This is a genomic window from Bacteroides sp. A1C1 (assembly GCF_004328515.1).
Lineage (GTDB): Bacteria > Bacteroidota > Bacteroidia > Bacteroidales > Bacteroidaceae > Bacteroides > Bacteroides uniformis.
In genome coordinates this window covers 3,303,819-3,317,339 of the sequence record NZ_CP036491.1, presented here as the reverse complement: position 1 = coordinate 3,317,339, position 13,521 = coordinate 3,303,819, and the positions used below count along the sequence as shown (strand labels likewise).

Below are 13,521 nucleotides of genomic sequence, written 5' to 3'. Positions count from 1 at the left end.
GCAAATTAAAAAAATTAATATGCGACAGCTTGTTATCTGTTCAGGACGCTCGAATTCAAAAGTTTATCTTTACCTATATAAAATAAGTATTGACGGTTCTCTTGTTTTACCCAAGGCTTTCCCCATTGATAAGGAAAAACCTTGCTCTTGTACTACTTGTATTGTTTATGTAAATCTGTTCAAAGATCGCTCGTTTCACGATTGCTGTTCTTTTCAGAAAGCGGATGCAAAGGTAAGAACTTTTAAGTATATCCTCCAAATATTTTCGGAAGTTTTTTTCTCTCTTTTCTCTTTCCTCGTCGTCTCTCTTGTCGAAAGGGAGGCAAAAAGAAAAAGAAAGAAGAACCAGGCACCGTTTCTTTTAAAAGAATGTCAACTCGCGCTGCTTTCATTTTCAAAAGCGGGTGCAAAGGTAAGAACTTTAAAGCATAACTTCCAAATATTTTCAGAAGTTTTTTTTCATTTTTCTTTTCCAAGGCCGAAGTTCCGGAAGAAACCGATGGCAAAGAAGAGAAAAATGGAAGCTTACCGCTCCGTTTTACTGTCAGAATGTCAAAACATCGCCGCCTTCGTTCCCGAAAGCGGATGCAAAAGTAGGCCTTTTATGGACATCTGCAAAATTTATACACGGTTTTTTTGAGAGATTCCATGAACTTTTTCATAACTCACTGATTGATAGATATGTTTTAAAGCATGTTTTTTAAAGGAAACTGGGATAAGGAAAGGAAGGGACACATTATATATATACGCGCGCGCAATACAAGCTCCAATTCATACCTTGACATAGACCACTGAACGACAGGCACCGCGCTTGCGGAACACAAAGAGAACTGACAATAAACCTGCGAAAGGCTACATCCGGAAAGCACGGAAACTAAACGGGAACTAATGAACAACTTTTCTCACCACAGATATGTTGCTTTCTTTCCACACCCGTGTTTCTTTCTTACCACAGCTGTGGTAAGAAAGAAACACGGGTGTGGAAAGATTAGTTCTTAGGAGAAATAGATTCAGAAAGTAAGAAGACAGCAATTATACTCTGGCATTTTACAAACTAACTATCCATAAAGAACGAAATGACATACTTCAAAGATAAAAGAAAAGAGAATGAAATCTCCCATAATACTGTGACAAACCGAAAAACTCAGCGACAGATAGGGTAAATATCAACCTAATTATTTATCTTTGTTAGCTTTTAAAAGTTAGCATACTAAAAACAATAAAGTACAATGAAAGATTTTCTGAAGTTTACGTTTGCCACCATTACCGGCATCATCGTATCAGTCGTTGTTTTAGTTTTCATCAGTATTCTGGTGGTTTTCAGCATGGTATCATCTTCGGAGTCGGAAACGCAAGTACGCAAGAACTCCATTATGATGCTGGATTTGAATGGCGCACTGGCTGAACGCAGCCAAGACAATCCGTTCGATGCCCTTATGGGAGACAATTATAAGACCTATGGCCTGGATGATGTCCTCTCCTCTATCAAAAAAGCAAAAGAGAATGACAACATTAAAGGTATCTATATAGAAGCAACTTCGCTGGGTGCAGGATTTGCTTCACGCGAAGAAATACGCAATGCATTGAAGGATTTCAAGGAATCGGGAAAATTCATCGTAGCTTATGGTGACAGCTATTCCCAAGGTCTTTATTATCTGTCAAGTGTAGCCGACAAGGTGTTGCTGAACCCGCAAGGTATGGTCGAGTGGAGGGGCTTGGCCGCTACCCCCATGTTCTTCAAGGATTTGCTGGCCAAAATCGGAGTGGAAATGCAGATATTCAAAGTAGGTACCTACAAATCGGCTGTAGAGCCTTTCATCTCTACCGAAATGAGCCCTGCCAACCGTGAACAAATCGACGCTTACCTGACCTCCATCTGGGGACAAGTGACCAATGATGTTGCAGAATCACGCAAAATATCTGTAGACTCACTGAACGCCATTGCCGACCGCATGTTGATGTTCTATCCCGCAGAAGAAAGTGTGCAATGCGGACTGGTCGATACATTAATATATAAGAATGATGTGCGCAACTACCTGAAAGCGATGGTAGGCATCGACAAAGACGACCGCATGCCCGTACTTGGTTTGCAGGACATGATTAACGTAAAGAAGAACGTTCCCAAAGACAAAAGTGGAAATGTGATTGCCGTATACTATGCCTATGGAGAAATTGACGGTGGTTCATCTTCTGCCTCCAGCGAAGAAGGCATCGACTCTAAAAAGGTGATTAAAGACCTGCGCAAGCTGAAAGATGACGAAGATGTAAAAGCGGTAGTATTACGCGTAAACTCACCGGGCGGAAGTGCCTATGGTTCAGAACAGATATGGTATGCCGTCAGCGAATTGAAGAAAGAGAAACCGGTCATTGTTTCCATGGGTGACTATGCAGCTTCAGGAGGTTACTACATTTCTTGTAATGCAGACACCATCGTGGCCGAGCCTACCACACTGACGGGTTCTATCGGCATCTTCGGCATGTTCCCCAACGCAAAGGGGCTGACTGATAAAATCGGGGTAAATTTTGATGTAGTGAAAACCAATAAATACGCAGACTTCGGCATGCTGACACGCCCGATGAATGACGGTGAAAAAGGGCTGATGCAAATGTATGTGAACAACGGATATGACCTCTTCCTCACCCGCTGCTCCGATGGCCGAGGCATCAGCAAGGAAGACCTGGATAAAATTGCCCAAGGTCGTGTATGGACCGGAAGCAAGGCCAAGGAACTAGGACTGGTCGACGAATTGGGTGGTTTGGACAAAGCTTTGGACATTGCCATTGCAAAGGCCGGAGTAGATGCCTATACCGTGATGAGCTATCCGAAAAAGGAAAGTTTCTTTGAAAGCCTGATGAACACCAATCCGGGTAACTACGTCAAAGCACGCATGCTGAAAGGCACAATGGGCGAGATATACCAGCAGTTCAGCGTCCTGGAGAATTTTGACAAATGTGACCGTATACAAGCACGTGTACCCTTTGAACTGAATATTCAATAAATGGAAGAAAACTTTATCAAGATATATCATTGGCTATATCCCCTATCATGGCTTTATGGAATAGGGGTATGCTTGCGAAATAAACTCTTTGACTGGGGCTGGCTCCGGTCAAAGAGTTTTGACGTTCCAGTAATATGCGTGGGCAACCTTGCTGTGGGCGGAACTGGCAAGACGCCACATACCGAATATCTGATAAAGCTATTACAAAAAAACGGAGTGAATGTAGCCACCCTCAGTCGGGGTTACAAGCGTAAAAGCCGAGGCTATGTACTGGCCGATGACAAGAGCAATGTACGGCAAATAGGTGACGAGCCGTATCAAATTAAAAATAAATTCCCCAATGCACGGGTAGCGGTAGACGAAAACCGTTGTCACGGCATTGAGCAACTGCTGAAACTGGAAAATCCCACTGTAGAAGCCATCATCCTGGACGACGCCTTCCAACATCGCCATGTAAAAGCCGGACTGAACATTCTACTAACCGATTTTCACCGGTTACTATGCGATGATGCCTTGCTCCCTGCCGGAAGACTCCGCGAACCTTCAAGCGGTAAAAACCGGGCACAGATGGTCATCGTCACCAAATGTCCGGATGACATCAAGCCGATAGACTTCAACATCATAGCCAAACGGCTCCACCTCTATCCATACCAACAACTGTATTTCTCCAGATTCCGCTATGGAATGTTGACCCCGCTATTTCCCGAGAAAACGAACAGCTGGGAAGTGCTCTCCTCCCTCACCGGAGACGAGCAAGTACTGCTGGTGACAGGCATCGCCTCCCCCGCCCCCTTGCAGAAAGAAGTGGAATCTTACACGCCGCACGTCAAATTGCTGTCATTTGATGACCATCATGACTTTACTCCCAAGGATTTATTGCAAATAAAGGAACAATTCCTGCACCTGGAAGAGTGGAAAAGACTGATAATCACCACGGAGAAAGATGCGGCAAGGCTGAAACTCCATCCCGCACTGGACGAAACACTAAAGCCGTACATCTACGTGCTGCCGATAGAAATAGAAATTTTACAAAATCAACAATATATATTTAACCAAAACATTATTGGCTATGTTAGAGCGCATTCAAGAAACAGCAGCCTTTCTGAAGGGAAAGATGCACACCCAGCCTGAGACAGCAATCATCCTCGGTACCGGACTCGGCAGTCTTGCCGGTGAAATCACTGAAAAGTATGAGATAAGGTACGAAGAAATCCCCAACTTCCCCGTCTCTACCGTAGAGGGACACAGCGGAAAACTTATCTTCGGCAAACTGGGCCATAAAGACATCATGGCGATGCAGGGACGTTTCCATTTTTACGAGGGCTATTCCATGAAGGAAGTAACCTTCCCGGTACGTGTAATGCGCGAACTGGGTATCAAGACCTTGTTCGTTTCCAATGCCAGTGGAGGCACAAATCCGGATTTTGCGATCGGCGACCTGATGATTATCACCGACCATATAAACTACTTCCCCGAACATCCATTGCGTGGCAAAAACATACCTTACGGCCCTCGTTTCCCGGATATGAGCGAGGCCTATGACAAAGAGCTGATTCGTAAGGCCGACGCCATTGCAGCAGAAAAGGGCATCAAGGTTCAGCACGGTGTCTATATCGGTACGCAAGGTCCCACATTCGAAACACCTGCGGAATACAAGATGTTCCATATTCTGGGTGCCGATGCAGTGGGCATGTCCACCGTGCCGGAAGTCATCGTGGCAAATCATTGCGGAATCAAAGTGTTCGGCGTATCTGTCATTACAGACTTGGGGGTAGAAGGTAAAATCGTAGAAGTTTCTCACGAAGAAGTGCAGAAAGCTGCAGACGAGGCACAACCGAGAATGACAGAGATTATGCGTGAATTGATTAATAGAGCATAAGAAAGCATGAGAACAGAAATAGCTACCCTCGGTGAATTCGGCCTCATCCGTCACCTCACCGAAGGCATTGAACTAAAGAATGAGTCGAGCCGATATGGTGTCGGAGATGATGCTGCCGTCCTCTCCTACCCGGCCGAAAAGGAAGTGCTCGTTACTACCGACTTGCTGATGGAAGGCGTCCATTTCGACCTTGTGTATGTACCGCTCAAGCATTTGGGGTATAAATCGGCCGTAGTCAATTTCTCCGATATCTATGCCATGAACGGCACACCGAAGCAGATTACCGTTTCCTTGGGCATATCCAAGCGTTTCAGTATAGAAGACATGGAGGAACTCTATGCCGGCATCCGTTTGGCTTGCGAAGAATATGATGTTGACATCGTGGGAGGAGACACCTCCGCTTCCTATACCGGGCTTACCATCAGCATCACCTGCATAGGCGAGGGTGAGAAAGGAAAAGTGGTCTACCGCAATGGTGCCCGCGAAACCGACCTGATTTGCGTCAGCGGCGACTTGGGTGCCGCCTACATGGGACTACAGCTTTTGGAACGCGAAAAGGCGGTGCTCAAAGGAGGTGACAAAGACTTGCAACCGGACTTCTCGGGGAAGGAGTATCTTCTGGAACGTCAATTGAAGCCCGAAGCACGCCGTGACATCATTCAGAAACTGGCAGAAGAAGGTATACAACCCACCTCCATGATGGATATATCGGACGGCCTTTCTTCGGAATTACTGCATATCTGTACCCAAAGCAAAGTGGGTTGCCGCGTCTACGAAGAACATATTCCTATCGACTATCAGACGGCTGTAATGGCAGAAGAATTCAATATGAACCTGAGCACTTGTGCACTGAACGGAGGCGAGGATTATGAGTTATTGTTCACCGTCCCCATTGCCGACCATGAAAAAGTTGCCGAAATGGAAGGCGTCAAGCTGATTGGCCATATCACCAAACCAGAATTAGGCTGCGCACTAATTACCCGTGACGGCCAAGAGTTTGAACTCAAAGCACAAGGATGGAATCCTTTGAAGGAAGAAGAAGCGGAAAAAGCATAACTATAAAACTTTTTCAGTATTTTTTCTCAAATCATAAACGCTGATAATTAGCTACATAGCCAATCATCAGCGTTTTTTATTATGAAAGCTATTGCATAGTCCAAAAGTTTCACTACCTTTGCAACCGCAAAAGAGATAAACATGGTGCCATAGCTCAGTTGGTAGAGCAAAGGACTGAAAATCCTTGTGTCCCCGGTTCGATTCCTGGTGGCACCACCAAAGAAAGTACATAAATGCTTTTCACGCATGAAAACCCTTGAATTAGAGATAGTTCAAGGGTTCTTTTTTTACCCTCACTACGCATTCCGCTACATATTTGTGAAGTTGGATTTCGCCAATTCAGTGGCTTTTTTTAAGGCTTTTGAAAAAGCCATAAATATGTACCATACTTCATTGTTTTTCAATTGTTTGACAATTCCAATCTCCGGTGTGAAAAAGTAATTTTGCACACATGACCGGATGAAGTCGAAAAAGTGAAAGAAATTTAAAAATTCGGTATTTCCCATCGGGATAAAAAAAAGGAATCGAACCCGGGATACAAAAGGCAATTCGAACCTGAGAAAAATGGGATTTTTATGGCTTTTCCACAAGTCCCTCAAAAAAGCCACCGAATTTAACATTTCGCTCCATATCCTCATGCCATCCGGTTTTGACGAAACAATTGAATGTAACACCTCAAAAAACAAAAGTGATGAAACAAGGAACAATGAACATTCTGTTTTTCGTGCTTAAAACGAAATTGTTGAAAAACGGTGAGGCACCGGTATTGATGCGGATAACCATCAATGGAGACTATGACGATGTACGTATCCAAAGAAGCGTACCCCTGAACTTATGGAACGCCGCCAAAGGATGCAGTAAAGGCAGGGACAGGGCATCAGTGGCACTGAACGCCTATATTGCCGAACTGCACGCACGCGCCTTGGAAAAACACAAGGAACTAGTATTGGAACAGGCTCTGATTACCCCAAAACTGATTCTTAAACGTGTTTTCGGGAAAGACACCGAAATGCGTACACTGCTCGGCACCATGAGGGAAGGCATCAAGGAAATGGAAACGCTGGCGGGTATAGACTACTCTCCCGTCACAATCAACCGGTATAAGAACGTGGTGAAGAAATTACAGCTGCTCATCCCCTCTTATTATGGAAAGGAGGATGTCACTTTCCATGAGCTGACACCGGAGTTCATCCGTGCGTTTGACATTTACCTGAAAACGGAGGCGGGACTGTGCCGGAACACGATAGTCCGTTATATGAAATGCTTCAAGAAATTTACCAATATGGCATTGGCAAAGGAATGGATGCGCAAGAATCCCTTTTACGGTTACAAGATGGAGCAGGACGAGACCGATCCGGTATTCCTGACCTACGACGAGTTGCAGACCGTAATGAAAAAGAAATTCACCATTCCACGGCTTGAACTGGTCAGGGATGTCTTTGTCTTTGCGTGCTTCACCGGTTTGGCATTCTCCGATGTTGCCAGTCTGAACAAAGAGAATCTGGTACAGGACAATCTCGGAGACTGGTGGATAAGAAAAGGAAGGGTCAAATTGGAACACCGTAGGAAGGCCTCTTCCATCAGCAATATTCCATTGCTGCCCGTACCCCTGGCCATATTGGAGAAATACAAGGAACATCCGACCTGCATTAAGAAAGGATGCTGTTTGCCCGTCATGTGCAACCAGAAGATGAACAGCTATCTCAAGGAAATAGCCGATTTCTGCGGCATTAAGAAGAATCTGACCACGCACGTTGCCCGTCACACTTTCGGGACTACGGTCACGCTTGCCAACAATGTGCCTCTTCAAGATGTTTCCGTCATGCTCGGCCATGCCTCCACACGTATGACACAGCATTATGCACGGGTCATGAACAGCAGCCTGAAAGAAGCAATGAACAACGTGAAGGAGCGTCTTGCACAATAAGTATACAAATTCAGTCATTAAGCCGTCCCCCTAGGGATGGCTTTTTTTGTAATCTATAAATCACAATATCCTGCCGTCCTTTCAATTTCTTACCTGCAAATATAGCCATTTGTCGGGTTGATTGCGCAAGGCGGCCCCTTTCAGGGGCTGGTTGGCTAAAAGAAAATCATCCTCGCTTCGCTGCGGTATTTTCTTTTGCCAAGCCTTGCTCAATCCCCGACAAAGGACAGCCCGGCAAGTAAGAAAACGAAAATCCGGCTCCATGGAGCCGATCATGTCAAACTTTAAAAAATAAAGGTATGAACAGAAAGACGACAAGCAAAGGACAGCAGGAAGCCAATCCGGAAATGACGATGTTGGTTTATCGGGAAATGAGCTATCCTGCACGGGAAGTGCAAGGCAAAGATGGGAACTATCTGGTTTCCGTAGAAAGACTGGAACAGGAACTGCTGGATGGCATCAGAAGCCTTGATCCGGCAGCATTCGATTTGGACGAAGAAATCGCTTACTATTGTTCGGACGAAGAGATCCGCCTGTTGACGGACGATGAACTGGAAGAAATGATTTACGGCTGACATTTAAAAAAGTAATGATTATGAATGAAACAACAGCAAAGGTCTGCGAAGAGCAAGTAGCAGGCCTTACCATAGAGAATGCACACAGGGTCACGATGATCCGGAAAAAAGGTACGGACTATCCCCCCGTACCGTTCCATTTCAGAAAGGAGCATCATGGAACGGGCAACTATGTACACCTGTACGGAAATCCGGAAGATCACAATGAATTGCATTCCAAGGACTTCAAAGACTGGGAAGCCGTAGCATTCAAACATCCTGCCTATTTGGATGATATGTGGAAACAGGCTTGCGACGCATACGCCTGGAGTTCCTTCAATCCGGAGATTCGCGGCGAGACGGACATCATGATTTATGGAGAGGAGCTGCACAACGACCTGCAACTCATGCCGGAAGAGGAACGGGATACATACATCGCCGCCTACCGGCAAAAGTTGTCCGCCCAGCTCTCGGCCCTCTCCCGCTGTGCCAACCCGATGGTGACGGGACGGAGCGGATTTGATTACTACAGGCAGGAAAAAACGAACAGAAGCTATCAGAACCGTTACGAAGAATTCCGCAATTGGCGGAAAAAAGTTCTTGAAACCGTCAGACGGAAAAAGGAAGCCGCACGACCGGAGGAAGAGAAACAGGAAAAGGCATGGCAGACGCTCAAACGCGACATCAAGAGCAGTGCCGATACCATCCACGGGATTGATACCGGACAATGCCGGGGCTATAGCCGTGCCCTGTTTGTCAGCAGCATCCTGAACAAGGTATCCACCCTGGCCAATCACGGGGAAGTGGAAATCGTCCGTAGGGCCGTGGACTTCATTTCCGAATATAACGCAAGGGTGAAGAAACCCGTCATCACACCGAGAAACAAATTCTTCCAATTGCCGGAACTGGCGGAACGGATGCGCGAAAAGCTGAAAGCGATGCAAAGCCGGGAAAACAAGGAAGTGCCGTTCGAGGGCGGGACACTTGTATGGAACTATGGGGAAGACCGCCTTCAGATCCTGTTTGACAGGATTCCCGAAGACAACAGACGCAAGGAACTGAAATCCTCCGGATTCCGCTGGTCACCCAGAAACAAGGCATGGCAACGGCAGCTCACCTCCAATGCCCTCAGTGCCGCCAAAAGAGTGTTGAACCTTCAAAACATCTGAACCATGAATAACGACAAACTGAAATTCGTAGTCGATTCACGCAGTTTTGACGGCAGCTGCGTGACCACCATGTCTGACGGAATACACGGCGACTACCACCATGAGACACTGGAGGAACTGAGAGACAGGGAAAAGAACCCGTGTCTCACAGCCGTGTCCGGAAATACCGTCCGCAAGATGATACGCATCCACCTGCAATCCCTCTGCGCCCCGTTCAGTGAGATTACGGAAGAAAGATATTTCGACTACATGGATGTCTTGCCCCCCATCCGCCATACCCGGAATTTCTTTTTCCTGGGAGAGCCTTATCATGCGGACATCTACCGGTTCTGCTTCCGGGCGGGCGGACGCTACTTCACGGGACTCCGCTCCGTTACCACGCCAAGGAAGGAGCTGGAACGGCAGATGGACAACCATTACCGGAACATTACCTTCAAAGGAGACATCCAGAAAGAAAAGCCGATGGTCATCTCCAACCACGCACGGCATGCCTCTATAATTATAGTTCCTTATCTGTTTCTTGACATAAATGGCGAGAAAAAGTTCATCTGCAACCTGATGAGAGGAACGGACGAATCGTCAGGCAGGGATGTGAGGCTGGAAACCGCCAAAATCCTGCGAAGCCTGCGCCGTCATCATTTCCTCTACTTCTCCGGCTATGAGGGAAACGACGATATGGACAGGTTCCTAGGCGAAGTGATGAAGAAAAAGCACACCCTGCTGGCAAACGGCAACTTCTTCCAATATCCCGTGAACCGGGAGTCCGTGTCGTTTACCGGAACGGTCAGGGAAACAGGCGAGCCGTTCTTCTTCCGGATTTACGACAGGGAGCTGTTCCTGCACCTGTTGTACGTCCTGAGAGGCATCAAAAGGGAAAAAGCTAAAATATAACGTGACACATAACGACGGTATGGTGACTGTCTTTCCGATCCGTCACCATACTAAAAAAACAATGAGATCATGAGAACTGTGACCGAAGAATCGTTGCGACGCAGGCTGGCCCGTCTGGAGTCGGCCTTGGAAAGCGAAAAGGCACGCCTGAGAAAAGTATGCGGCGGCATCCCCTGGGGAGCCGGGATGAGGCGTACCAAATGTACCCCCTCATTCCGAAGGGAGGACGAACTGATCGGGAAAATCAAGGCGGTGAGACAGCAACTCTCCCAAATGTCCGCAGGCGGTGACAATCACACGTTTAAAGAAACAGGCAGGTGAATGCCGGCCAATTAACTTGCAAGTCAATAATTTTAAAACCAGTTACGAATATGAACACCCGATTGGCTATAATCCGTTCAGAGGGAAAAGAACATCTCTGTTACCGGGAAGAGGAATGTTTTGTCGATGTATCCTATCCGATGGTGACATTTACCAAAGGGGAGGATGATTTTGAAATTGTCAAATGCGACCATCCGTCCATGGAAGAGACTTTCCTGTATCAGGAAAGCCGTTTCTCAATCGTGATTGAAATGTACCATAACGGCTGGCCGGCATTGTCTCTGAAAGATCCCGTGACCCATGAGATATACACGGTCCTGACGGTTAACCTGGAAGATAAGGCGGCATTCTCACTGCCTAACAGGGCATTCGTGGACATCAACAACAATCCTGATGCCATGGAGTTCCTTCTGTCCAACAAATTGGCTGAGGATACAGGTTATAGACGTCAGAGCGGCTGGGTAAGCTACCCGATGGTCACACTTAACCTTCCGACGTTTTACAGGCTTGACCCACATGCCTTTAGCGCAATATTGAATATCCGGTAATCCTTCCGGGCAATGAATCTGGTATCAACAATCAAATGGAAAGAATCATGAAAAGATATGACATAAGAGTAAGGTATTCCTTCGAGGGCACTTACACGGTAGCGGCAGAAGACCGCGATGAAGCAAAAAGAATGGTAAATGACGATTGCGGTCCTGTTTTGGGCGGCGATATCCACACGACACGCGATGACGATGAAGTATTGGAGTGGGATTTCTGTATCCATCCCGACACGCGGATTCTCTCCTTGCAGGAAAGAGGCGGAAAAGGAAGTTTACCGTCAGAAGCCGTTGATTTCAGCGGCAGGATCAAGGAACTGCGGGGGGACATCATCGACGCGATACGGCAGTTGCTCCATGCTCACTGCATGAAAGAAATTCGTCTTCCGGAAGAGGATTATGATCCGGTCTGGGTGATATGGTTTGGCAAGAACGGAGAACCATATGAATGCAGGGTGACAGGACTCCGGGTAACGGCGGACAGCCTGACCGTCCTTGCCGAAGAGAAAGAAAGCGGTGACGGGGTGCAGTGTCACAGCCCGTTTGAACTCGGCGCAAAGAACATAGACTGGCTTCATGAGATGTATGAGGCTGTGTGGCATCAACTGAGAGAAACAAACAATGTAGAATCACAAATAGAAGAACCATGAAATATCAAGCGGAAAATACCGTCTCCAGTTTCTTCTACTACATGTGGAACGCCTGGAGCGAGGAGGAATGCAAAGCCGTGTATGGCGGCATGTACCCGCATTTCTGGAAAAAATGGTGCGTGGCGACAGACAAGGGCACATTCGGCGCGGCGGAACGGTTCTACCTGGAACTCTCGGAAGACAACCGCAGGATTCTGGTGGAACGGGCCGTCTCGATATATGACGGACGAGGCCTCAGAAACAGGAACAGAAACATAAAAAATCAAACAGCATGCAGGGAAACATTATCAGTCTGATCTGCAACTCATGCGGTTGCAGTCAAACGGAAGCACAGGAATACCTGGACTCCGAAATACGGTACCTGCGCGAATTGCAGGAGGCGGACGACCTGAGAGAAGATGACATGGAAACGGCCTGTCTCAACCTCGGTCTTGACCTTGACTACCGGGAATATTTTATCAACCGCCTCGCAGGGGCATAAAAAACTTATGGCTATGACTTATTTTCAGAACATACACTCTCTGGCGGACTTGAAGAAAGAATACCGCCGGCTGGCATTGGAGCACCACCCGGACAAGGGTGGTGACACCGCAATCATGCAACAGGTGACCACCGAGTTTGGAAGGCTTTTTGAGGCTTGGAAAGAAAAACCGGATATTCCCTCGACCTCAACCGGATATGAATATGACTATCCGGGAGCCACGGCAAAGGAATACACCGGGTATGTGTATAACGAATACCGCTGGAAAGGCCGCAATTACAAGGGGCAGCACGCTCCGGAAATCGTGGGACTGGTACGGGCATGGCTCAAGGAGACCTATCCGGGATACAAGTTCTCTGCCAGACGGGAGAATTGCCACTCCATCCATATCCGGTTGATGAAAGCGGATTTCGAGGCGTTCACCAAAGAGTCCGGAAAAGTTCAAGGCGATGTCAACCACCATCATATCCATTCAGACAAATCATTGACGGACAGGGCAAAGGATGTAATGATGAACATCTGCGATTTCATCATGTCGTACAATTTCGATGACAGCGCCCCCATGACGGACTATTTTCATACCAACTTTTACCTGACGCTCGGAATCGGAAGTTACAAACAGCCGTACAAGGTGGAACCGCCCAAACTCGGCAGCAAAGACAAGCCGGAGGTATTCAAGCATCCGGAAGGTCCGGCACACAAGGCAATGCGCCGGGCATTGGGCAAAGCGCGTTTCGGCATCATCGAAAGCCGGAAGTATGCCGGGGAAATAATTCTGGGGGAAGACTGTTTCGGCTCACGGGGCTCACGGGGCGAAGTCTATTTTTGGCCGAAGGAATATTCAAGCGCAAAAATGGCCCAAAAACGCATCGACAAACTGGAGGAAGCCGGAATAAAGTGCGAACCCACCGGCTATAACGGAGGATACATCCGCCTGCTCGGGTACACCCCTGAAATGAGAAATTCCCTGGAACGGGAACGTCAGGAGTATGCCGCCGCGTATCAGGCATGGTACTCAAAACAGAATTTGAAACAATCTGATTCAGAAA

General features: G+C 47.2%; 15 protein-coding genes, 1 tRNA gene and 1 pseudogene. 16 read left to right on the top strand and 1 reads right to left on the bottom strand.

Annotated features, from left to right (window positions below; all coding sequences use genetic code 11):
* Window positions 1-19: 19 nt before the first annotated feature.
* The 7 genes from EYA81_RS19680 to EYA81_RS13565 all read left to right on the top strand — a co-directional run bounded on the left by EYA81_RS19680 (window position 20) and on the right by EYA81_RS13565 (window position 7,861).
* Window positions 20-640, top strand: a complete 621-nt coding sequence (locus EYA81_RS19680; protein ID WP_242672379.1) for a hypothetical protein — start codon at window positions 20-22, stop codon at window positions 638-640.
* 589 nt (window positions 641-1,229) lie between these two features.
* Window positions 1,230-2,999, top strand: coding sequence for a signal peptide peptidase SppA (sppA, locus tag EYA81_RS13595; protein WP_005835560.1), 1,770 nt, complete (start codon window positions 1,230-1,232; stop codon window positions 2,997-2,999).
* On the top strand, window positions 3,000-4,130 hold the full coding sequence (gene lpxK / locus EYA81_RS13590; RefSeq protein WP_131225906.1) for a tetraacyldisaccharide 4'-kinase: 1,131 nt from the start codon (window positions 3,000-3,002) through the stop codon (window positions 4,128-4,130).
* Window positions 4,069-4,878: a purine-nucleoside phosphorylase gene (locus EYA81_RS13585; RefSeq protein ID WP_005835556.1), complete on the top strand. Its 810-nt coding sequence runs from the start codon at window positions 4,069-4,071 to the stop codon at window positions 4,876-4,878. Before lpxK ends, EYA81_RS13585 begins: the two co-directional genes overlap by 62 nt.
* Before the next feature lie 6 nt (window positions 4,879-4,884).
* Entirely contained in the window at window positions 4,885-5,934 is a 1,050-nt protein-coding gene (gene thiL, locus EYA81_RS13580) for a thiamine-phosphate kinase (RefSeq protein ID WP_005828671.1), read from the top strand.
* Between the two features lie 143 nt (window positions 5,935-6,077).
* Window positions 6,078-6,153, top strand: a tRNA-Phe gene (locus EYA81_RS13575).
* Window positions 6,154-6,625: 472 nt separating this feature from the next.
* A complete protein-coding gene (locus EYA81_RS13565; RefSeq protein ID WP_033572552.1) occupies window positions 6,626-7,861 on the top strand; it encodes a site-specific integrase in 1,236 nt (411 codons plus the stop codon).
* Between the two features lie 81 nt (window positions 7,862-7,942).
* Here EYA81_RS13565 and EYA81_RS13560 read toward each other — a convergent pair whose 3' ends face one another.
* Window positions 7,943-8,125: a hypothetical protein gene (locus EYA81_RS13560; protein WP_229038421.1), complete on the bottom strand. Its 183-nt coding sequence runs from the start codon at window positions 8,123-8,125 to the stop codon at window positions 7,943-7,945.
* 35 nt (window positions 8,126-8,160) lie between these two features.
* On the opposite strand from EYA81_RS13560, the gene EYA81_RS13555 reads away from it, so the two are divergent.
* The 9 genes and pseudogenes from EYA81_RS13555 to EYA81_RS13515 form a co-directional block, all read left to right on the top strand.
* A complete protein-coding gene (locus EYA81_RS13555; protein ID WP_007838828.1) occupies window positions 8,161-8,436 on the top strand; it encodes a hypothetical protein in 276 nt (91 codons plus the stop codon).
* Between the two features lie 14 nt (window positions 8,437-8,450).
* Window positions 8,451-9,584 (top strand): hypothetical protein, encoded by a 1,134-nt coding sequence (locus EYA81_RS13550; protein ID WP_033572536.1) that lies wholly within the window; start codon window positions 8,451-8,453, stop codon window positions 9,582-9,584.
* A 3-nt stretch (window positions 9,585-9,587) separates the two neighbouring features.
* Window positions 9,588-10,475: a hypothetical protein gene (locus EYA81_RS13545; RefSeq protein WP_044269158.1), complete on the top strand. Its 888-nt coding sequence runs from the start codon at window positions 9,588-9,590 to the stop codon at window positions 10,473-10,475.
* 69 nt (window positions 10,476-10,544) lie between these two features.
* Window positions 10,545-10,796: a hypothetical protein gene (locus tag EYA81_RS13540; protein WP_005634966.1), complete on the top strand. Its 252-nt coding sequence runs from the start codon at window positions 10,545-10,547 to the stop codon at window positions 10,794-10,796.
* Window positions 10,797-10,846: 50 nt separating this feature from the next.
* Window positions 10,847-11,344 carry a DUF4313 domain-containing protein gene (locus EYA81_RS13535; RefSeq protein WP_033572538.1) on the top strand — a complete coding sequence of 166 codons (498 nt, stop codon included), beginning with the start codon at window positions 10,847-10,849 and terminating at the stop codon, window positions 11,342-11,344.
* 47 nt (window positions 11,345-11,391) lie between these two features.
* Window positions 11,392-11,991 (top strand): hypothetical protein, encoded by a 600-nt coding sequence (locus EYA81_RS13530; RefSeq protein ID WP_033572539.1) that lies wholly within the window; start codon window positions 11,392-11,394, stop codon window positions 11,989-11,991.
* Entirely contained in the window at window positions 11,988-12,287 is a 300-nt protein-coding gene (locus tag EYA81_RS13525; RefSeq protein WP_033572540.1) for a hypothetical protein, read from the top strand. The genes EYA81_RS13530 and EYA81_RS13525 overlap by 4 nt, the downstream gene beginning before the upstream one ends.
* A complete protein-coding gene (locus tag EYA81_RS13520; protein WP_033572541.1) occupies window positions 12,263-12,472 on the top strand; it encodes a hypothetical protein in 210 nt (69 codons plus the stop codon). The genes EYA81_RS13525 and EYA81_RS13520 overlap by 25 nt, the downstream gene beginning before the upstream one ends.
* A gap of 13 nt (window positions 12,473-12,485) precedes the next feature.
* Window positions 12,486-13,505: pseudogene (locus tag EYA81_RS13515) on the top strand (LPD29 domain-containing protein); the annotation flags it as partial.
* Window positions 13,506-13,521: the final 16 nt, after the last annotated feature.

What these genes read in the sequence shown, in the direction of transcription:
- EYA81_RS19680 (WP_242672379.1), top strand. Translation starts at nt 20, where the DNA reads ATGCGACAGCTTGTTATCTGTTCAGGACGCTCGAATTCAAAAGTTTAT.
- sppA (WP_005835560.1), top strand. Translation starts at nt 1,230, where the DNA reads ATGAAAGATTTTCTGAAGTTTACGTTTGCCACCATTACCGGCATCATC.
- lpxK (WP_131225906.1), top strand. Translation starts at nt 3,000, where the DNA reads ATGGAAGAAAACTTTATCAAGATATATCATTGGCTATATCCCCTATCA.
- EYA81_RS13585 (WP_005835556.1), top strand. Translation starts at nt 4,069, where the DNA reads ATGTTAGAGCGCATTCAAGAAACAGCAGCCTTTCTGAAGGGAAAGATG.
- thiL (WP_005828671.1), top strand. Translation starts at nt 4,885, where the DNA reads ATGAGAACAGAAATAGCTACCCTCGGTGAATTCGGCCTCATCCGTCAC.
- EYA81_RS13565 (WP_033572552.1), top strand. Translation starts at nt 6,626, where the DNA reads ATGAAACAAGGAACAATGAACATTCTGTTTTTCGTGCTTAAAACGAAA.
- EYA81_RS13560 (WP_229038421.1), bottom strand. Translation starts at nt 8,125, where the DNA reads ATGGAGCCGGATTTTCGTTTTCTTACTTGCCGGGCTGTCCTTTGTCGG.
- EYA81_RS13555 (WP_007838828.1), top strand. Translation starts at nt 8,161, where the DNA reads ATGAACAGAAAGACGACAAGCAAAGGACAGCAGGAAGCCAATCCGGAA.
- EYA81_RS13550 (WP_033572536.1), top strand. Translation starts at nt 8,451, where the DNA reads ATGATTATGAATGAAACAACAGCAAAGGTCTGCGAAGAGCAAGTAGCA.
- EYA81_RS13545 (WP_044269158.1), top strand. Translation starts at nt 9,588, where the DNA reads ATGAATAACGACAAACTGAAATTCGTAGTCGATTCACGCAGTTTTGAC.
- EYA81_RS13540 (WP_005634966.1), top strand. Translation starts at nt 10,545, where the DNA reads ATGAGAACTGTGACCGAAGAATCGTTGCGACGCAGGCTGGCCCGTCTG.
- EYA81_RS13535 (WP_033572538.1), top strand. Translation starts at nt 10,847, where the DNA reads ATGAACACCCGATTGGCTATAATCCGTTCAGAGGGAAAAGAACATCTC.
- EYA81_RS13530 (WP_033572539.1), top strand. Translation starts at nt 11,392, where the DNA reads ATGAAAAGATATGACATAAGAGTAAGGTATTCCTTCGAGGGCACTTAC.
- EYA81_RS13525 (WP_033572540.1), top strand. Translation starts at nt 11,988, where the DNA reads ATGAAATATCAAGCGGAAAATACCGTCTCCAGTTTCTTCTACTACATG.
- EYA81_RS13520 (WP_033572541.1), top strand. Translation starts at nt 12,263, where the DNA reads ATGCAGGGAAACATTATCAGTCTGATCTGCAACTCATGCGGTTGCAGT.